Origin of the sequence: Pseudoalteromonas atlantica, from assembly GCA_007988745.1 — a bacterium.
GTDB lineage: Bacteria > Pseudomonadota > Gammaproteobacteria > Enterobacterales > Alteromonadaceae > Pseudoalteromonas > Pseudoalteromonas atlantica.
The window spans coordinates 35,055-55,311 of record BJUT01000025.1 but is presented as its reverse complement, the minus strand read 5'-3'; the positions used below and the strand labels follow the sequence as shown (position 1 = coordinate 55,311).

The following is a 20,257-nucleotide window of genomic DNA, read 5'->3' as shown; positions in this document are numbered from 1 at the left end:
TTTTAAGCGAGGCTAACTTTTATGCCTCAAGCTTATGACTAGAGCCTTGCTCTGTGTCTATGGTTAAACTTTAGAGTGTTAGCTCCAATTTGACAAACGAGAAAAATAAACCTAATAGGTGAAAAAAACTAAACTATAGACCTTGGTCTAATACATTAAGGTTGTGTTTAGTTAAAAGAAGATATGAGCACTAAATATACAGGTACAAAAAAAGCGCCATAAGGCGCTTTTTGTCATTAAGCTACTGCTTAAATAATTTGGTTTTCTTTCCAGGCTTGCTCTTTAGCCATACGCTTTTTACGCTTATCACATGGATCGTCACAATCACAGGCTTTATCAATACCTACCGAGCCTAATCCACCGCAACTACTTGCCATAGATTTTCTTTGCACGATCATACCAACAGCCATAGCTATCACGATTAAAATTAATAAACCAAATGTAAGAAGAAAAAGTGACATTGCTTAGCCCCTATTGATCAGCAATAAATTATGCTCAAACATTGTTGAGCGACCGCTAAATTATACACCCAAAACCCACATAGATGCGAGAGAAGTCTATTTCAAAAAATCGGTTGTAATATGCGTTTAGCACTAATAAAGTTTTAGCTAAACGCCATTATATTACAAATAAGGCTTAAATGCAGTGCTCGCGTAAGTCACAATGCCTTTGTCTGATTTAGCCATTAAGTACACAGGTAAATCGTGCTTTTCAGCGTATGCTTTAGCATCGTCCATTCCCATAACCGTTAATGCGGTTGCTAAGCCATCTGCGGTCATTGCACTAGGATGTAATACAGTAACCGACACTAAGTCATGTTTGATTGGCATGCCTGTTACTGGGTCAATTAAATGAGTGTAAGTTTCGCCATCCATTTTATAAAAAATACGGTAGTCGCCTGATGTTGCAATGCCATTCGTACCGGGCGCTAATACACGGTGCACTTTTCGCTCGCCTGGTGGCGCATCTGGCTGCTCTATCGCGATTTTCCAATCTTGGTTATTTGGCTTTTCACCGCCAATGCGCAGCTCCCCACCTATTTCTACCATGTAGTTACTAATATTTTGGCTTTCAAGTAATTGCGCTACTTTATCAATGCCATACCCTTTCGCTGTGGCCGAAAACGACAGCTCTAAACCATCAACTGTTTTAGCAAGGCCCTGCTCAGTAAGATTAAGTTTATCTACACCAATTTTTTCAATCATTGCAGCAAGTGCTTCATCACTTGGGCGCTTAGTTGGTTTTTTATCAGGTCCAAAGCCCCATAAATCTATTAACGGGCCCATCGTTACATCGAGCGTTTTGGTCGACTTACCTAAACGAATCGATTCACTCACCACAGCCCTAAAGTCTTCACTAATTGGCATAACCTGGTTGGCAGGTAATTTATTAAATGTGTTAATTTCAGAATCGGGGATATACGTAGACATAGACTGATTAACCGCTTTCAATTGCGTATCTATTTGCTGCTGTAATTTAGTGGCATCGACGCTTTTATCGTCGGCAAAGTATTTAATATGATAGGTGGTGCCCATCGTTTTACCTTCTAAAAACACCTCCTGAGGTGTTTTATCAGCCCCACAGCCAGAGATAAATAGCATTATAGTTAATAAAAAAATACTGATAGCGTCTTGAGAACTGCTTACTCTGTTCATTAAATTAGCCCATGTAAAATAAAATAAAAAAGCCCCGTAGCACAAAGTGCGACGAGGCCCGTATTTTAACCAAAACTAAGCTGTTTTGATATGGGTGTTAGCCACCGAAGTCATCTAGTAAGATGTTTTCGTCTTCTACACCTAGGTCTTTAAGCATGCCGATAACAGCCGCGTTCATCATTGGAGGACCACACATGTAGAACTCACAATCTTCTGGCGCTTCATGATCTTTCAAGTAGTTTTCATAAAGTACGTTATGTATAAAGCCTGTGTAACCTTCCCAGTTATCTTCTGGTTGTGGGTCAGACAATGCGGTATGCCATACAAAGTTATCGTTTTCAGCTGCTAAGCCGTCGAAATCTTCAACATAGAACATTTCACGCTCAGAACGTGCACCATACCAGAAACTAATCTTACGCTTAGAGTTTAAACGCTTAAGTTGGTCAAAGATATGTGAACGCATTGGTGCCATACCTGCACCACCACCTACGAATACCATTTCAGCGTCGGTGTCTTTAGCGAAGAACTCACCAAATGGACCTGAAATAGTTACCTTGTCGCCTGCTTTAAGTGACCAAATGTACGATGACATTTTACCACATGGTAGGCTTAGGTTTCTTGGCGGCGGCGTAGCAATACGCACGTTAAGCATGATAATGCCTTCTTCTTCTGGGTAGTTAGCCATTGAGTATGCACGAATTGTTTCGTCGTCTACTTTTGACTCCAGGTCGAAGAAACCAAAGTGATTCCAGTCGCCGCGATACTCTTCAGGAATATCGAAATCTGCGTATTTAACATGGTGAGCAGGCGCTTCGATTTGGATGTAACCACCCGCACGGAAAGGCACTGATTCGCCATCTGGAATTTGTAGCTTAAGCTCTTTAATGAACGTTGCTTTGTTATCGTTAGAGATAACTTCACAATCCCATTTTTTAACACCGAAAATTGACTCTTCAAGTTCAATTTCCATGTCGTTTTTAACATTTACCTGACACGCTAAACGACAGCCTTCACGGGCTTCACCTTTAGAAATGTGATCAAGTTCTGTTGGTAAGATATCGCCACCACCTTCTTTAATGTGTACACGACACTGACCACAAGAGCCACCGCCACCACATGCAGATGATACGAAAATACCTGATTCAGATAGCGCGCCTAAAAGCTTGCTACCTGCTGATGTTTTAATGGCTTTGTCTGGATCGCCATTAATACCGATGATGATGTCACCGCTTGCAACTAACTTAGATTTAGCACCAATGATAACTAAAACTAGTAGTACAACGATAGCGATGAAAACACCAACGCCTAAGAAAATCTCATAACTCATGATTTATCCTCGCTACCTTTACAGTGAAATACCAGAGAATGACATAAAGCCAAGACCCATTAAACCAACAGTGATGAAGGTAATACCTAAACCACGTAGGCCATCTGGCACGTCTGAATATTTCATTTTCTCACGGATACCTGCAAGTAATGTAATTGCAAGCGCCCAACCAACACCAGCTCCAACACCATAAACAACAGACTCGCCGAAGTTATAGTTACGCTCAACCATGAATGATACCGCACCAAAAATTGCACAGTTAACTGTGATTAGTGGTAAGAAGATACCTAATGCGTTGTAAAGTGCAGGGAAAAACTTATCTAATGCCATTTCCAAAATTTGCACAAGTGCTGCAATAACACCAATGAACGTTAAGAAACGTAAAAAGCTAAGGTCTGCTTCAGGGTAACCAAGCCACTCTAATGCACCCGGTGCAAGTACGGCATGGTAAACCAAGTTATTTACTGGTACAGAAATACCCAGTACCACAATAACGGCTACACCTAGGCCAATTGATGTAGTTACTTTTTTAGATACTGCTAAGAAAGTACACATACCTAGGAAGAAAGCTAAAGCTAAGTTTTCAATAAAAACCGCTTTTACAAATAAACTAATATAATGTTCCACTGCTTGCCCCTTACGCTTTAGCTTCTACTTGGTCTTTCTTATAAGTACGAAGTACCCATATGAATAAACCAATGATGAAGAATGCACTCGGTGGTAAAATCAATAGACCCATAGGTTGATACCAACCACCATCTTGTACTAATGGGATAATATCAACACCGAATAGTGTTCCCTTACCAAATAGCTCACGAATGAAACCAACAGTAAGTAATACCACTGAGTAGCCTAAGCCATTACCAATACCATCTAAAAATGACATAAGTGGCGGCGACTTCATTGCGTACGCTTCAGCACGACCCATTACAATACAGTTAGTGATGATTAGGCCAACGAATACAGAAAGCTCTTTCGCCGTAGCGTAAGAGAATGCTTGTAATACTTGGTCTACAACAATTACTAGTGAAGCAATGATCGTCATCTGTACGATAATACGTACTGATGAAGGTATGTGGTTACGAATGCTTGAAATGAACAAGCTAGAAAACGCCGTTACTAATGTCAAAGCAATTGACATGATTAAGGCATTTTTTAAGCTAGACGTTACCGCCAGAGCAGAACAAATACCAAGTACTTGTAATGCGATTGGGTTGTTAGCTAAAACCGGACCAAATAGGACCGACTTCATTTCTTTAGTATCAGCCATTATTTCAACGCTCCTTCACGTACCTTCGCAAGGAAAGGACCAAAGCCGTTTTCACCAGTCCAAAAGTCAACTGTGTGATCAACACCATTAGAAGTTAGTGTAGCACCTGATAAACCATCAATTTGATGTTCGTTGCTAGCACCGCTTTTCATAATGTTAATAGGTAACTCTTTACCTTGCCATTTAGCTGTCCATTGTGGGTTTTGAATTTCGCCACCCAGGCCTGGTGTTTCGCTATGCTTGTAAAAGTTGATGTTTTTAACTGTTTCGCCATCACTTTCAAGCGCTAAGAAACCATACATTACACCCCAAAGGCCGTAACCTTGGATAGGTAAAATGATTGCATCTGTAGAGCCATCTTCTTTTTTAGAGATGTAAACAGGTGAGTTTTTAGTCATACGCTGAATACCAGCGATGTCCTTAATCCCTTCTGCTTTAAGTGCAAAACTTCTTTGTTGGTCGAATTTCGATTTTTCGAAATCAAATGAGTTTGGATCAGCATCTTCAACAAATTCGCCAGTATCCATATCAACAACACGTGCTTCGATTTTGCCATCGAATGTGTCAGATACAGAGTTTGCGATTTCAATATCAGCTGCTGCTAAGATATTACGTTGAATATCTTGAGTTTTATTAGCTTGCTGTAAAGGACGAAGCTGTACAGAAGCAAACGATACAATAATTGCACACACTAAACATAGTGCCACAACAACCGTTAACGTTTTGCCGATTGATTCGTTATTACTAGACATTACGTGCCAACCTCCGCTTGATATTAGCTTGCACTACAAAGTGATCGAACAGTGGAGCAAATAAGTTAGCAAATAAGATTGCTAGCATCATGCCTTCTGGGAAAGCAGGGTTTACTACACGGATCATAACTACCATAAAGCCAATAAGCGCGCCGTATGCGAACTTACCTTTATCGGTAAATGCAGCTGATACAGGGTCAGTAGCCATAAAGAACATACCAAACGCAAAACCACCCAGTACTAAATGCCAATGCCAAGGCATTGCAAATACAGGGTTGCTCTCAGAGCCAACCGCATTTAATAAGAATGCAGTTGCCACCATACCTAGGAATACACCTAGTACAATGCGCCAAGAAGCGATGCGAACGTAAATTAAGAATAAGCCACCAATAAGCACAGCAAGCGTAGATGTCTCACCTACAGAACCTTGAATGAAACCGTAAAACGCATTCCACCATAGCTCCATGTTGCTGTAATCAAGAGTGCCTACAAACGCTTGACCTAGCATAGTTGCACCAGAGAACGAGTCTACTGCAGTCCATACTGTGTCACCTGAAATTTGTGCAGGGTATGCGAAGAATAAGAACGCACGGCCCGCTAATGCAGGGTTTAAGAAGTTACGGCCTGTACCACCAAAGATTTCTTTAGCAATAACAACACCAAACGTAATACCTAACGCCACTTGCCATAAAGGAATAGTCGCAGGCAAAATAAGTGCAAATAATACAGAGGTTACGAAGAAACCTTCGTTAACTTCATGCTTACGCACAGAAGCAAATAGTACTTCCCAAAAACCACCTACTGCAAAAGTAACGGCGTATATTGGTAAGAAGAAACATGCCCCGTAGAACATTTTAGCGCCCCAGCCCGACTCAGCGGTTAATTCACCACCAAATAACTGGAACAAGCCAACCTGCCAAGAGTTTGCTAGTTCAAAACCTTGTGCTAAAGCACCCGCGGCCTGATGACCGATGTTGAACATACCAAAAAACATAGCTGGGAACGTCGCCATCCACACTAAAATCATCATGCGTTTTAGGTCGATATTATCGCGAACGTGAGTTGCGCCTTTATTTACATAACCTGGCGTATAAAAAATAGTCGCGGCTGCTTCATACAGGGCGTACCATTTTTCGTGTTTACCACCTGGTTCAAAATGCGGCTCAATGTCTTCTAAAAATTTCTTTAAACCCATCTCTTAGCCTTCCTTCTCGATCGTTGTTAAGCAATCGCGTAGGATAGAACCATACTCGTATTTGCCCGGACAAACGAAGGTACATAACGCTAAATCTTCTTCATCAAGTTCAAGCGCGCCTAATGAAATTGCACTGTCTAAGTCACGTGAAATTAAGTCACGTAATAATAGGGTTGGCAAAATATCTAGCGGCATTACGCGCTCGTAGCTACCAATTGGTACCATGGCACGTTTTGAACCACCTGTAGACGTTGTCATTTTAAATAAACGACTCGGTGCAAGGTGAGAAAGGAATGTACGCGTTACAGAGAATTTATCACTACCTGGTGCAATCCAACCAAACAGCTCTTTTTCGCGACCTTCAAGTAAAACAGATACTTGAACGTGGTAGCGACCTAAGAATGCATGAGGACCTGAAGAAATAGCGCCAGATAAAACAGAACCAGAAATAACACGGTTATCACCGTCTTCTAATTCGCCTGCCACTAAATCATCTAATGAAGCACCTAGTTGTGTTTTCACTAAACGAGGGTTTTTAACGCGAGGACCTGCAAGCGAAATAACACGGTCTGTGTTGATTTCACCAGTAAGGAATAAGTGACCATACGCGATAACGTCTTGGTAACCAATATGCCAAACTTGTTTATTAACAGATACTGCATCAAGGTGATGAATATGAGTACCAACTAAGCCTGCTGGATGCACGCCACCGAACTCATGTACTTCTACTTGCGCGATAGACGAGCTAGGAACTTGACTGCCAGCTTGCTTACATACAAATACTTTGCCATCGGTCAAACGCGAAACAACAGCAAGACCCGCTTCAAATGCAGCTGCATTTTCGGCAATAATTACTGCAGGATCTGCAGCAAGAGGGTTTGTGTCGATAGCGGTTACAAATATAGAGCTAGGATTTGCATCCAACGCAGCTATTTTGCTAAATGGGCGAGCACGAAGTGCTGTCCATTGACCTGACTGAACAAGTACTTCTTTGGCTTTTTCACGCGATAAGCTTGCAAGCTCATCTGCATTGAAAGAGTCAAAGGTGATTTGCTCACTGCCGTTTACTTCAATAACAACAGATTGCAGCACACGTTTAGCACCACGATTAATTTCTTTTACTGTACCAGAAGCTGGTGCAGTAAATAGGACGCCTGGGTTCTTTTTGTCTTCAAAAAGTACCTGGCCTTTTTTGACTTGGTCATCCACACGAACATGCATGGTTGGACGCATACCGATAAACTCTTCACCTAGCACAGCTACACGTTTGATGGCAGAACCATCATGAATAACTTGCTGAGGCGCGCCCTCTATGGGTAAATCCAGACCTTTTTTTATGTTGATCATACGCACTTGCATTAATTAACGGAAAGAAACTGAAAAATCGTATCAACCACGTCGCCACTTGAGTTATCCAAGATATATCAAGGTACAAAAGAACAACTTGCTAGGAATATCAAACAAGCAACGCAGTAAAACTCCTCACATATTGCTTCGATTTTAACATCATTATGTACGACTATGCGAGTGTATTTATGAAAATTATACGACAGAAACGCTTATTTAGTTTTGTTAAGTGTTTTAAATAAAAATCAAGGTAGACCAAAGTGGTAGCCTAAGCACCTAACTGCCACAAAATATCTAAAACACTAAAAGCAAAAAAGCCGCAATAAGCGACTTTTTATAATTACAAAGTATGATTAGTCAATCATGTTTGCAATTGGCTTCACTGCATCTACATCTTGCTCATAGTCAACAGCGTCAATGCCAAAACCAAATAAACGTAAAAATTCGTTATGGTAGCCTACATAATCGGTTAGCTCATCAATTGAACTCGTATCTACTTTATCCCAAACAGCTTGCACACGTGCTTGTACATCGTCTTCTAGCTCTTTGTAGTTTTGAAATAAGTGGCCGCCCTCGTCAAAGCGTGGGTTTTCACCGTATAGATTTTCGCTAAATAAAGCATGAATTTGCTCAATGGTGCCTTCATAAGTGCCATCGGCTTTCATTACTTTAAATAAAGCAGAGATATATAGCGGCATAATAGGAATAGCAGAACTTGCCTGAGTAACAACAGCATTTAAAGACGACACATAGGCTTGACCATTTAAATCTTTTGTCGATTCTTTAATTGCGGCAGTGGCACGGTCTAAATCTTCTTTTGCTTTACCTATTGTTGCGTGCCCGTAGATTGGCCACGTTAACTCTTTACCTATATAAGTATAAGCCGTGGTTTTAAAGTTATCGGCTAGTACATCTGCTTCTTTTAATGCATCAATCCACATTTCCCAATCTTCACCGCCCATCACTTTAATGGTGTTGTCGATGTCATCTTGGCTTGCAGCTTCTACTGTTACTTCGTCAATTTCGCGCTTTGACGTATTTAAATTTTTTGTAGTTACAGCACTGCCAATAGGTTTAAGTGTAGATGAATACACCTCACCGGTATTTGGATCGGTACGACGAGGCGATGCTAAGCTGTAAATAATACAGTCTACTTTGCCTAAATCTGCTTTGATTGTCTCGATTGCTTTTTGCTTAATTTCGTTAGAAAACGCATCGCCATTAATATTTTTTGACCAAAGCCCAGCTTCATCTGCAGCGTCTTGAAATGCTGCTGTATTGTACCAACCAGCAGAACCTGTTTTACGCTCTGTACCTTCTTTTTCAAAGAAAATACCCAGTGTTTTAGCCCCACCGCCAAATGCCGCCGTAATACGAGACGCTAAGCCGTAGCCAGTAGATGCACCGATTACGAGTACATTTTTAGGCGCATCTTTTAATTCGCCTTGTTGTTTTACATAGTTAATTTGCTCTTGAACATGCTCTGCACAACCTACAGGGTGTGCGTTAGTACAAATAAATCCACGAATTTTAGGCTTAATGACCATTGATCATCCTATATCTTTTACAATAAAAATTAGCGCTAGTTTAAAGGCTAATACTAAAAACACTGATCTGATCAGTTAAACCTGATCAAATACCCCTATTTATATTGGCTAACCTACAGTGTGGTTAATTTAGCTTTGAGCCGCCCATACAATTTGGAGAGTCAGGTGCTTCGCCACCTTGCTCTGAAAATTCATCAGGCGTGTACGTATGAATCGCTAAGGCATGAATATGATTTGCTAGCTCATCTTTTAGTACTTCGTTAATTTGGCGGTGGCGCTGTAGTAATCGCTTACCCGCAAATTCTTCGCTTACCACAATTACTTTAAAATGCGACTCAGTACCGGCGCTATGCATATGGCTTTCGTTAATTACGTTTAAATGCTTACAGGCAATCGCGCTACTAAGCTTGTCTTGAATTTGTTGTTGCATTGACATTAAAACACCATATTTAGTCACTGATTTGTGCAGCTACTATAACAAGTTAATTTAACTAACTAAATTGCTTTTGCTTAATGTGCTCAATAAAGCGGTACGTTAAGCTGATCCGTGGGTGAGCAAGCGTTGTTTGTTTGGGGATTGCGTGCTGGTAGTCGCGCTGACTATGCCCACTCATCACTAAGCAACTGCCGCTTTGTAATTTTAAGTCGGTGACTTTATTAGTGGCTTTTTGTTTTAATTTGAGTACGCGCTCAGCACCAAGCGATATACATACAATGGTAGGCTCAGGGCCTAGTTCTATTTCATCATCACTGTGCCAGCCCATGGTGTCGTTACCATCACGGTAATAATTGACTAATAACGAATTAAGCGGCTTATTTAAATGTCGCTCTAAACGTTTTCGCATTGCTAAAAGCACCTCATCCCACGGCTCTACTATTTGTTTACTGTGTGAGTAACCATATTCAATATTTAAGTCGCTCATAAAACATTGCAAACGTGGAATGGGCCCTGTTCTGCCATACACAGTGACATTAGGCTGCTGCCAATTAAGGTTTTTTTGTAAATAATAAAATAAATCGAGGCTTTTTTGCGCACTAAGCGCCTTACTTTGATAAGAAAAGCCGTTTGGTAACTGTTGGGGGTTGGCGTTTTGCCGTTGCATGTTAGAATTTACCTACATTAGATTACTGATCAACAAACCATTATGACGACGCAAGCCCAGCTAGGCGATAAAACATTTACTCTTGAACGTTTCCCTTTGGATCAAAAAAACCGCAGTTTACAAGCGTGGGATTCGGCCGACGAGTACCTTATCAATTATGTTAACGAACATCACCCTGATTGTCGCTCATTACTAATTTTAAACGACGCGTTTGGTGCCCTTGCCTGTTATTTTAGTGAATTAACGGTTTGTTCAGTTAACGATTCTTATATTAGCCACCAAGCTGCAGCCTATAATTTAAAAGAAAATAAACTATCAACAGCCCAATTTACACAGTTAGATAGCTTATCTGCGCTGCCTGAAGAGGTTGATTTAGTACTTATAAAAATACCGCGTAACGTCGGGTTTTTACAGTTTCAATTAAGCGAGTTGAGTGAAGTACTTGCCCCTGGCACACCGGTTATTGCCGCGGGTAAAACAAAGGAAATTCATAACTCAACTATAAAAGCATTTGAGCAATTTATTGGCGAAACCAAAACAAGTTTGGCCGTTAAAAAGTCGCGTTTAATATTAAGTACAGCTAAAGGCGGTTATAAAGAAGCTAACTTCCCGGTAAGTTGGCAGCTTGAAGGCACTGATTTTAATATAACGAACCATGCCAATGTGTTTTCGCGCGATTCGTTAGATATAGGTGCACGGTTCTTTTTTAATTACTTGCCGCAAACCTCAAAAGCAAAAAGTATTATCGACTTAGGTTGTGGTAATGGCGTAGTGGGCTTAATGACGTTATCACGCTGTCCAAATGCGTCGGTAACCTTTGTTGATGAGTCGTACATGGCGGTCGAATCTGCACGTTTAAATGTAGAACTTAACCAAGCAAATAAATTTGATGATTGCCAATTTATAGAAAACGATTGTTTAACCGGCTTTGCAAGAGACAGCGTGGATATGGTGTTGTGTAACCCTCCATTTCACCAAGCCCAAGCTGTTACCGACCACATTGCGTGGCAAATGTTTAAACAAGCAAAAGATACATTAAAAGAAGGTGGCGAGCTGCGTATTATTGGTAATCGTCATTTAGATTATCACGATAAATTAAATCGTATGTTTGGTAACTGTAAGCTATTAGGTTCAAACAAAAAGTTTGTAGTGCTCAGCGCAACTAAAAATAGTGGGATGCTATAAAATGAAATTAACTAAATTTATTTTAGCCTGTTGCTCCATGCTGGTGTTTAGCGCATGCAGTAACCAGCCAAACCAAGTGATATTAAACCCGGTTTATAAAAGTGGCCAAATTAGCGTTATTTCAGCCAGTTTAAGTACCAGCGTTATTGATTTACGTGGTGATAGCGCAACCCTTAAGCTTGTTGAGTCGGACAAAACCAAGACCTTTGCCAGCCAAGATATTGTAACCTCTGTTAAAAGCGTATTAGATAGCGCGCTAAACCGTAACGGGGCAAGTATTTCAAACCTAGCAACAACCCGCTTTGAACTAGACATTCATGCCTTACAAGCACAGGTGACTGAAAAGCTCATGAGCCATACCAGCGAAGCGCACATTGAGCTAGGCGTACGGGTCATTCGCTCTACCAGCAATTTTAGTAAAGTGTACCGTGGCAGTGCTAATTTAGAAGGGCCGCTGAGCCACGATCGCGCCAAAATTGAAGGTCAACTCAATAAGTTGACGGAACAAATTATAACCCGCATTGTATCGGACCCAGAATTAATTGAATTTTTAAAAGGTTAACAATGAAACGATTTTTAATCTGCTTAAGCCTACTATTTAGTGTAAGCACCTTTGCCGCGCAAGAAGGCCGTTTTGTTCAAAAAGACAATATTTTTCCGCGTGTAGAAATAGTCACGTCATTGGGTAGCATTGTGATTGAGCTAGACCGCTCAAAAGCCCCTATTACGGTAAATAACTTTTTAACCTACGTAATGGATAAAAGTTACCAAGGCAGTATATTCCACCGTGTAGAACGTGATGTTGAAAACGACCGTGACTTTGTAATACAAGGTGGTGGCTACGATAAAGACCTTGATGGCTTACACGAAAACGACCCTATATTTAACGAAAGTGGCAACGGTTTAAAAAATGATATGTACAGCATCGCTATGGCGTATCAAGACCGTGAACCGCACTCGGGAACTCGCCAATTCTTTTTTAATATGGATGATAACGATCATTTAAACCCAGGTAGAGATTGGGGCTTTGCCGTGTTTGGCAATGTAATGGATGGTTACGACACGCTAGATAAAATTATGGCTGTAGAAACCGGCTTTAATGAAAAAATTGGCTACGACTTTGTACCAAAAACGCCCGTTGTTATTTTAAATATTAAAGTACTTGAGCAAACCCCATTATAAATCACTGAGGTGCAACTAAGTTGCACCCAACGCCAATGAAGGCCCTATGAGCAAAACCCTCTCAGTAAGCGAATATTTCTCGTATTTTAAAGATAAACGTTTAATCAATATTTTTATATTTGGTATGAGCAGTGGTTTTCCATGGGTACTGATTGGCTCTGTGATGTCGGCTTGGCTAAAAGACGAAGGCCTAAGCCGCAGTATGATTGGCTTATTTGGTATTGTATTTGGCGCATATAGCATTAATTTTATGTGGTCGCCGCTTATTGATAGAACCAAACTGCCGTTATTGTACAAATGGTTTGGGCAACGTCGCAGCTGGATTTTATTTTGCCAAAGCTTTATGTTTATTGGCACCCTGCTTTTAGCGGGGCTTGATTTAAAAGCAAACTTAGCGATTGCCGCCGGCTTATGTTTACTCATCGCAGTCGCCTCTGCCACACAAGACATAGCAATTGATGCTTTTAGAATAGACACGTTAAGCGAAAACGAATCTCATAAAGCCACTGCAGCTGCTGCTATGGCCACATCGGGTTGGTGGACAGGTTATGCATTACTAGGGGCTATTCCTTTTTACATGGCCGATATCCCCTCTTTAGATTGGCCACAAGTGTATTACTTTTTAGCCGCTGTTATGTTGATACTAATGAGCGGCGTGTTATTTGCCAAAGAGCCTAAATCAAACCGAGAAGCTGTTCACGCAGAGCTTGAGCGCGTATACCTTGAAAAACTAGCCAGCATTAAACAAACGCCCTTTACTAAGGTGATAGCTTGGCTTGGCGTTACAGTGGTTGATCCCTTTAAAACTTTTTTTGCTAAAAATGGGGTTAAAACAGCCCTTGCCTTATTAGCATTTATTTTCTTATTTAAAATAGGCGAAGCTTTTTTAGGGCGTATGTCGATTGTTTTTTATAAAGAAATAGGCTTTAGCAACAGCGATATAGCTACTTTTTCAAAAGTAGGCACTGCAGTACTCACCATTGCTTTTACCTTTGTGGGCAGCTTGTTCAATCAAAAATACGGCATTGTAAAAGGGCTATTTATAAGTGGTGTTGCTATGGCGGGGTCTAATTTAGCATTTTCGGCTATTGCGCTGGTTGGCCCTAATTTGGGCTTATACGCTTTTGCTATTGTCATTGACGGCTTTACTCAGGCTTGGTCGTTAGTGGCTATGGTGGCATTTATATCGATGTTATGTGACCGAGCATTTAGTGCAACACATTATGCTTTACTGGCTTCGCTTGGGAATTTAGGGCGTACATTGCTTTCAAGTTATAGTGGTGTGGTTATTGATGATTGGCTAATGGGAAATTGGGCATTATTTTTTGTGTTAACGGCATTAATGGTAATACCTTCGCTGGTGTTTTTATATTTGATTAGGCATAAGCTCTATCAGTTAGAGCAAAATTACCATAAAAATATGTAATGCATCCCTGCATTAACGTGATTTGCTTAGGCCGTTCAAGTGCCCCTTATAACACCCTAAGCAAAACAATATTAATCCGCTTTAATTAAGCCTAGCGCTTCATGCGGATCAACTTCAAGTGCATTACAGTAACGTACAAACTCAATAACATCTAAGCGGCGTTCTTGATTTTCAATCTTACCGATAAATGAGTGAGGTGTTCCTAGCACTTGTGCCAGGCTACGCATTGTATGACCCTTTTCATGGCGTTTTGTTTTAAGCCATTTAGTTAGCTTTTCGTTTTCTTCAGAAGAAACAGTCTTGCCCATCATTTTACATCTCCTACTAGATGATATGACATACCCGTCAAAGCAGTAGTCACACAATGATTGGAGGCATATAAGCAGATACCCACTACATTATTCAATAGCAAGCTATTGCTTAAATAAGCAAAGGTATTGCTACTTATTCAACCTACCAATCTATTCAGTGCTAACCCGCAAAAATAGGATATAGGTTTATTTTTATTAAGAGTGAAATTTTGCCCGTCTCACTCTTGGATACATTATATACTATTAACAGTTCGGTTAAATAATTAATTACATAGTTCGCATAAATTTACCCAACCACTAACCTTTACTTATGCTGAATATTTAAGTTAACGTACCAAAAATATTAAGTTTTTTCCTAAAAAATTAATTGTAAGATAAAAGCACTTTGTTACAAATTAACGTGCAAATAACCTTGCTGTATTGATGTTTAAACAACAGTAAGGGTAAAAAAGTTCCCATAAATAACGTTTTTCCCTAACTGAGGGACTAAAGAGGAAGTATGTTTAGAGTCTTATTTTTGTTGCCTATTTTACTATGCTTTTTATGGTTTTTGTTTTTACGTCACTACGGAGTACCCATTAAACAAGGTAAAAAAGGCTTTTTATACATACTTGCCTTTTCTGCTTTTGTATTAGGCTTTTTTGTATTAATAATGCAGTTTACCCATTACAGCCCAATTGAATTTTAGGCATTAAAAAAGCCGCTAACGCGGCTTTAATAGCTAAGCGTAAATTGCTTAAACGCTAAAACTTGCACCACACCCACAGGTAGTCGTTGCATTAGGATTAGATACAAAAAAGCGTGCGCCTTCTAACCCTTCTGTGTAATCCACTTCGCCATCAACTAAGTACTGAATACTCATTGGGTCAATAACCAGGGTTACACCATTTTTAACTATTTCTAAATCGCCAGGATTTGCTTTTTCATCAAAAGTAAAACCATATTGAAAACCAGAACAACCACCACCTGTTACGTAAACACGCAGTTTTAAATCTGGATTTTCTTCTTCGTCGATTAACTGTTTAACACGAACAGCAGCTGCATCGCTGAACTTTATTGGTAATTCTTCAGACATTTTAAAACCCTCAATATCGCAATGGCGTGATTATCTAATACCCGAGTGTTTTAATCAAGTATAGTCAAACATCTCTTGTGCTATCTTAGGCTTTTAACTATTGCTTTAGCCGATACGATAGCAAAATGTGTTTTCAGTGATTGCTGTAATATTTGTTAATATAAGTGTTTAAAATTGCAAAATCACAAGGACTTACCTGCACACTTTTGTTAAACTGCTCGCTGAAAAAATGTGGCGGAGAATACAGCATGTGGCTTGAGCAACTCAGGCGTCGATTAGCAAAACCAAAAACCTCTGTGCAATTATGCTTATTAGGCGTAAGTGCTGGTTTAATTGCTGCATTTTTTATTATTTTATTTCGCTTAACGATTCTGTTTTTTCAAAGCTTATTTTTAGACACTCCCGATAATTTTACTACTATCCCCACTCTTGAACGAGTTTTAATGCCGTTGATTGCTGCGCTACTGATTGCTACATTTGCTGCATTTACTGGCTTTAAGCACTACCGATTAGGCATTCCTTTTGTTATTCATCGCATTAAACGCCACTACGGGCAAATGCCGCTTTACAACACTGTAAATCAATTTGTTGGTGGTGCACTGGCACTTATTAGTGGTTTTTCGGTTGGCCGCGAAGGGCCATCTGTTCATATGGGCGCCACTGGCGCAAGTATATTAGCCGATAAACTTCATTTACCGCATAACGCCATGCGTACATTAAGTGGCTGTGGTGTCGCCGCTGGTATTGCGGCCTCGTTTAATACCCCACTGGCTGCGGTTATTTTTGTAATGGAAGTGGTGCTACGTGAGTACAAAGTGCATATTTTTGTACCAATTATGCTTGCCGCACTAACTGGTGCATTAGCGACTCAATTTGTGTTTGGTGAAGGCTCAGAGCTTGCACTTATTAGCATTACGCCATTGAGTGGTTGGCATTACCCATATTTAATTTTATGTGGCATGGCCTTAGGGGCAATTGCCTATAGCTTTAATCAAAATTTAATGCTGATCATAAAAACATTTAAACCTTTAAGCATGTTTCCTCGTTTACTCATTGCAGGTTGTATTGCGAGTATTATTGCCTATGCAGTGCCCCAAGCGATGGGTTCGGGTATGAGTGCGATTACTATTGCGGTTGAATCGCCTGAAAACGCGCAGCTACTTACCACTATTTTAATAGCTAAACTGCTGGCGACCCTGTTTGCCATTGGCCTAGGAATACCGGGTGGCTTAATAGGTCCCGTTATTGGGCTAGGTGTATTAACAGGTACTTTAATGGCCTTTTTTGCTCAATTTATAAGCCCAGGTGCTGACATTGCAGGCACATACGGCGTATTAGGAATGGCAGGGTTACTCGCGGCTACATTACATGCGCCTTTAGCAGCATTAACAACTGTGATGGAGCTTACGTCCTCGCCAGAGATTATTGTACCGGCCATGTTAGTGATAACAACCGCCTATGTAACGGCGCTGCAAGTATTTGGCAATCGGTCTATATTTTTGCAACAGCTTGATTTTCAGGGGCTACCCTATCATGTATCGCCCGCGACGGAGGCGCTACAAAAAGTGGGCATAATGGATGATATGGATGAGGACTTTAAACTGCTTTATTCAGACGATAAAGAGCAAATTAAAAACACCTTAGACGCCATGGACAGCCAAACCCCTTTAATAGTTTACGATGAAGAAAACGGCTATCGCCTAGCAGAGTACGACCTTACCCTGATGTCGGGCGAAAACATAAATATAAACTACATTAGTTTACAAGGCATTAGCAGCCAGTCGACCTTAGCTGATGCCTTTGATATTTTAAAAGATAAACGCAGCGGCGCCCTGTATGTATACAACTTGCTAGATGATCAGCAAATAATGGGGCTATTACGCTGGGATCAAATAAATAATATTTTAACTATTCGTAACAGCCTACTTTAGGATTCTTATGAGCGCTTTACTAATTTATAAAACACTGCACATTTTTTTTATGATTGCTTGGTTTGCCGGTATTTTTTATTTACCTCGGTTATTTGTATACCACGCAATGAGCGAAGAAAAAGCCTGTAACTCAATGCTTAAAGTAATGGAGCGTCGGCTACTCTTTTTTGTTACCCCGTTTGCTATTTTAACGGCCGTTTTTGGTGTACTCACTATTGTAGAATATGGCCGTGAGTGGTTTAGATACAGCATGTGGCTGCACTACAAACTGGTACTGGTCATTATTTTATATCTATACCACGGCTACTGCTTTAAATTACTGAGCGACTTTAAACACGACAGAAATACCAAAACGGACCGTTTTTATCGTATTTTTAATGAGCTCCCAGTTATTGCGCTGCTAATTATTGTTGCGCTTGCGGTAATAAAACCTAATTTATAAGCTGTGTAGCGCATGTTAAACTGCGCTGCAATTTACAATACTTGCTATAACACGCGCGATTGCGTGCCCCATTTTTATGGATTATCGCGCCCCTTTGATTGATTAGGAATAACCCCATGTTAAGTTTCCAAGGTGAACATATACTGTCGGTAAATCAACTCGACAGAGACTGCATTGAGCGTATTTTTGCAGTAGCGAAAAAAATGGAGCCTTATGCTAAAAAACAAAAGCAAACAACAGTGCTAGAAGGCGCTATTTTAGCTAATTTGTTTTTTGAACCAAGCACGCGTACGCGTGTAAGCTTTGGTACTGCCTTTAATTTATTAGGCGGTGGCGTGCGCGAAACAACCGGCATGCAAAGCTCAGCACTTGCTAAAGGCGAATCGCTTTACGACACTGCGCGCGTTATTTCAGCGTACGCTGATGCCGTCGCTATGCGCCACCCTGATGCAGGCTCGGTAAGCGAATTTGCAGACGGTTGTACCGTACCGGTAATTAACGGTGGTGATGGCCCTAACGAGCACCCTACTCAAGCTCTACTTGACTTGCTTACTATTGAGCGCGAACTAAACCGATTTGATCAAAACATTGATGGCATGCATATCGCCTTAGTTGGCGATTTAAAATATGGCCGCACAGTACATTCATTATCTAAATTATTGTGCCATTACAAAAACGTAAAATTTTCGATGGTGGCGCCCGATGGCCTGCAAATGCCAACGAGCATTTTAGATGCGGTAGAAAATGCAGGCCATAAAATACAATTAGTCAACAAAATGGAAGGGAACTTAGCAGCCGATATTGTGTACCAAACACGTATTCAAGAAGAGCGCTTCCCTTCACAAGAAGAAGCTAATAAATACCGTGGCGGCTTTAGAATTAGCCAATCAATTTATAACGCGCACTGTAAGCCAAATTCTGTGCTTATGCACCCGCTCCCACGCGATAGCCGTTTAGAAGCTAATGAGCTTGATAACGACTTAAACAGTAACGACAATTTAGCTATATTCCGCCAAGTACAAAATGGCGTGTTAATTCGTATGGCACTGTTTGCTTTAACCCTCGGCGTAGAAAACAAAGTCGAGCAATATGAAGTAGACGTACCTTGGTTTAGCCGCAAACGCGACAGCTAAACACTTTTACCAAGCGACAACTAATAGGATTTTTCATGACAATTAGCCAAGATTTATTTAATCGTGCACAAACTTCAATTCCTGGTGGCGTAAATTCACCTGTACGTGCATTTAACGGTGTAGGTGGTACGCCACTATTTATTACCAAAGCCGAGGGTGCCTTTACCTTTGACGCCGATGGCAACCGTTATATTGATTACGTAGGTTCGTGGGGTCCGATGATCATGGGCCATAACCACCCAGCTATAAAGCAAGCTGTTCACGAAGCGGTAGAAAACGGTTTAAGTTATGGGGCGCCCACTGAAGCCGAAATTTTAATGGCTGAAAAAGTAAAAGCGCTTGTTCCCTCAATCGAAAAAGTACGTATGGTAAGCTCGGGTACCGAAGCCACAATGAGCGCCATTCGCTTAGCACGTGGCTATACAGGGCGTGATAAAATCCTTAAGTTTGAAGGTTGTTACCACGGCCATGCCGACTCATTATTAGTAAAAGCAGGCTCTGGCGCATTAACCATGGGTGTGCCAAATTCACCCGGTATCCCTGAGGATTTTGCAAAGCACACGCTTACCGTATCGTTTAATAACCTTGATGAAGTAAAAGCTGTATTTGAAAAATACGCAGACGACATTGCCTGTATTATCGTTGAGCCAGTAGCGGGTAACATGAACTGTATTCCTCCTGTAGAAGGCTTTTTAGAAGGCTTGCGGGCAGTATGTGATGAGTACAAATCAGTGCTTATTTTTGACGAAGTAATGACCGGCTTTCGTGTTGCTTTAGGTGGCGCTCAGGCGTATTACAACATAAAACCTGACTTAACATGTTTAGGTAAAGTCATTGGCGGCGGCATGCCTGTTGGTGCCTTTGGCGGCAAAACCGAAATTATGGATTACATTGCGCCAGTAGGTCCGGTTTACCAAGCTGGTACTCTTTCTGGTAACCCTATTGCAATGGCTGCGGGTTTAAAATCGCTTGAGCTATTAAGTGAGCCAGGTTTGCACGATAAGTTAGAAGCTATTTCTAAAGCTATTTGTGAAGGCTTTGAAGCAGGCGCTAAAAAAGCAGGCATACCTTTAACCACTAACTACGCAGGCGGTATGTATGGCTTTTTCTTCACTGAAGCAGAAAAAGTAACCACTTATAAACAAGCTACAGAATGTGATTTAGAACGCTTTAAACGCTTTTTCCACTTAATGCTGGAAGATGGCGTATACCTAGCACCTTCTGCATTTGAAGCAGGCTTTGTGTGTGCTGCGCACACAGAGCAAGAAGTACAAGCGACTATTGAAGCTGCAGAGCGCGCCTTCGCTAAGCTATAAGCATCCAATACATGTGTTAATAATATGCGTTATTAACTCTGTAGTTAAAAAAAGCCCTTA

At 40.8% G+C, this 20,257-nt stretch carries 22 protein-coding genes; 9 read left to right on the top strand and 13 right to left on the bottom strand.

Annotated elements, in window-relative coordinates:
- Nucleotides 1-248: 248 nt before the first annotated feature.
- From nqrM to PAT01_RS11645, 11 genes are all read right to left on the bottom strand, one after another.
- Nucleotides 249-461 carry a (Na+)-NQR maturation NqrM gene (gene nqrM / locus PAT01_RS11695; protein ID WP_004587136.1) on the bottom strand — a complete coding sequence of 71 codons (213 nt, stop codon included), beginning with the start codon at nt 459-461 and terminating at the stop codon, nt 249-251.
- A 162-nt stretch (nt 462-623) separates the two neighbouring features.
- Nucleotides 624-1,655, bottom strand: a complete 1,032-nt coding sequence (locus PAT01_RS11690; RefSeq protein WP_154945530.1) for an FAD:protein FMN transferase — start codon at nt 1,653-1,655, stop codon at nt 624-626.
- Between the two features lie 97 nt (nt 1,656-1,752).
- Nucleotides 1,753-2,982 (bottom strand): NADH:ubiquinone reductase (Na(+)-transporting) subunit F, encoded by a 1,230-nt coding sequence (nqrF, locus tag PAT01_RS11685; protein ID WP_004587138.1) that lies wholly within the window; start codon nt 2,980-2,982, stop codon nt 1,753-1,755.
- Nucleotides 2,983-3,000: 18 nt separating this feature from the next.
- Nucleotides 3,001-3,609 (bottom strand): NADH:ubiquinone reductase (Na(+)-transporting) subunit E, encoded by a 609-nt coding sequence (gene nqrE, locus PAT01_RS11680; RefSeq protein ID WP_004587139.1) that lies wholly within the window; start codon nt 3,607-3,609, stop codon nt 3,001-3,003.
- A 10-nt stretch (nt 3,610-3,619) separates the two neighbouring features.
- Entirely contained in the window at nt 3,620-4,252 is a 633-nt protein-coding gene (locus PAT01_RS11675) for an NADH:ubiquinone reductase (Na(+)-transporting) subunit D (RefSeq protein WP_004587140.1), read from the bottom strand.
- On the bottom strand, nt 4,252-5,004 hold the full coding sequence (locus tag PAT01_RS11670; protein ID WP_004587141.1) for a Na(+)-translocating NADH-quinone reductase subunit C: 753 nt from the start codon (nt 5,002-5,004) through the stop codon (nt 4,252-4,254). The genes PAT01_RS11675 and PAT01_RS11670 overlap by 1 nt, the downstream gene beginning before the upstream one ends.
- Nucleotides 4,997-6,199: an NADH:ubiquinone reductase (Na(+)-transporting) subunit B gene (locus PAT01_RS11665; RefSeq protein ID WP_004587142.1), complete on the bottom strand. Its 1,203-nt coding sequence runs from the start codon at nt 6,197-6,199 to the stop codon at nt 4,997-4,999. Before PAT01_RS11665 ends, PAT01_RS11670 begins: the two co-directional genes overlap by 8 nt.
- Nucleotides 6,200-6,202: 3 nt before the next feature.
- Nucleotides 6,203-7,546, bottom strand: a complete 1,344-nt coding sequence (locus tag PAT01_RS11660) for a Na(+)-translocating NADH-quinone reductase subunit A (RefSeq protein ID WP_004587143.1) — start codon at nt 7,544-7,546, stop codon at nt 6,203-6,205.
- Nucleotides 7,547-7,899: 353 nt separating this feature from the next.
- On the bottom strand, nt 7,900-9,093 hold the full coding sequence (fabV, locus tag PAT01_RS11655; protein WP_024034299.1) for an enoyl-ACP reductase FabV: 1,194 nt from the start codon (nt 9,091-9,093) through the stop codon (nt 7,900-7,902).
- A gap of 124 nt (nt 9,094-9,217) precedes the next feature.
- Nucleotides 9,218-9,529 (bottom strand): BolA family protein, encoded by a 312-nt coding sequence (locus PAT01_RS11650; protein ID WP_004587145.1) that lies wholly within the window; start codon nt 9,527-9,529, stop codon nt 9,218-9,220.
- Nucleotides 9,530-9,584: 55 nt separating this feature from the next.
- Nucleotides 9,585-10,196 (bottom strand): alpha-ketoglutarate-dependent dioxygenase AlkB family protein, encoded by a 612-nt coding sequence (locus PAT01_RS11645; RefSeq protein ID WP_004587146.1) that lies wholly within the window; start codon nt 10,194-10,196, stop codon nt 9,585-9,587.
- A 42-nt stretch (nt 10,197-10,238) separates the two neighbouring features.
- Here PAT01_RS11645 and PAT01_RS11640 point away from each other — a divergent pair, with 42 nt between their 5' ends.
- The 4 genes from PAT01_RS11640 to PAT01_RS11625 are packed head-to-tail and all read left to right on the top strand — an operon-like array spanning nt 10,239 to nt 13,989.
- Nucleotides 10,239-11,381, top strand: coding sequence for a methyltransferase (locus PAT01_RS11640; protein WP_024034301.1), 1,143 nt, complete (start codon nt 10,239-10,241; stop codon nt 11,379-11,381).
- 1 nt (nt 11,382) lies between these two features.
- Nucleotides 11,383-11,943 carry a YajG family lipoprotein gene (locus tag PAT01_RS11635; RefSeq protein WP_154945529.1) on the top strand — a complete coding sequence of 187 codons (561 nt, stop codon included), beginning with the start codon at nt 11,383-11,385 and terminating at the stop codon, nt 11,941-11,943.
- A 2-nt stretch (nt 11,944-11,945) separates the two neighbouring features.
- On the top strand, nt 11,946-12,563 hold the full coding sequence (locus tag PAT01_RS11630) for a peptidylprolyl isomerase (RefSeq protein WP_154945528.1): 618 nt from the start codon (nt 11,946-11,948) through the stop codon (nt 12,561-12,563).
- A 46-nt stretch (nt 12,564-12,609) separates the two neighbouring features.
- Complete coding sequence (locus tag PAT01_RS11625) at nt 12,610-13,989, top strand: AmpG family muropeptide MFS transporter (protein WP_004587150.1); 1,380 nt, start codon at nt 12,610-12,612, stop codon at nt 13,987-13,989.
- 71 nt (nt 13,990-14,060) lie between these two features.
- Here PAT01_RS11625 and PAT01_RS11620 read toward each other — a convergent pair whose 3' ends face one another.
- The gene (locus PAT01_RS11620; RefSeq protein ID WP_004587151.1) at nt 14,061-14,300 is read right to left on the bottom strand and encodes a helix-turn-helix domain-containing protein; all 240 of its coding nucleotides are present in this window, start codon (nt 14,298-14,300) and stop codon (nt 14,061-14,063) included.
- 499 nt (nt 14,301-14,799) lie between these two features.
- On the opposite strand from PAT01_RS11620, the gene PAT01_RS11615 reads away from it, so the two are divergent.
- Entirely contained in the window at nt 14,800-14,988 is a 189-nt protein-coding gene (locus tag PAT01_RS11615) for a hypothetical protein (RefSeq protein WP_004587152.1), read from the top strand.
- Between the two features lie 48 nt (nt 14,989-15,036).
- Here the strand turns inward: PAT01_RS11615 and erpA are convergent, their stop codons facing one another.
- On the bottom strand, nt 15,037-15,375 hold the full coding sequence (gene erpA, locus PAT01_RS11610; RefSeq protein ID WP_002958911.1) for an iron-sulfur cluster insertion protein ErpA: 339 nt from the start codon (nt 15,373-15,375) through the stop codon (nt 15,037-15,039).
- Between the two features lie 248 nt (nt 15,376-15,623).
- Here erpA and PAT01_RS11605 point away from each other — a divergent pair, with 248 nt between their 5' ends.
- The 4 genes from PAT01_RS11605 (at nt 15,624) to hemL (ending at nt 20,197) form a co-directional block, all read left to right on the top strand.
- Nucleotides 15,624-17,306: a chloride channel protein gene (locus PAT01_RS11605; RefSeq protein ID WP_055252948.1), complete on the top strand. Its 1,683-nt coding sequence runs from the start codon at nt 15,624-15,626 to the stop codon at nt 17,304-17,306.
- 7 nt (nt 17,307-17,313) lie between these two features.
- A complete protein-coding gene (locus PAT01_RS11600; protein ID WP_024034304.1) occupies nt 17,314-17,748 on the top strand; it encodes a CopD family protein in 435 nt (144 codons plus the stop codon).
- A 116-nt stretch (nt 17,749-17,864) separates the two neighbouring features.
- Entirely contained in the window at nt 17,865-18,881 is a 1,017-nt protein-coding gene (locus tag PAT01_RS11595; RefSeq protein WP_004587156.1) for an aspartate carbamoyltransferase, read from the top strand.
- A 35-nt stretch (nt 18,882-18,916) separates the two neighbouring features.
- The gene (gene hemL, locus PAT01_RS11590; RefSeq protein ID WP_138578313.1) at nt 18,917-20,197 is read left to right on the top strand and encodes a glutamate-1-semialdehyde 2,1-aminomutase; all 1,281 of its coding nucleotides are present in this window, start codon (nt 18,917-18,919) and stop codon (nt 20,195-20,197) included.
- Nucleotides 20,198-20,257: the final 60 nt, after the last annotated feature.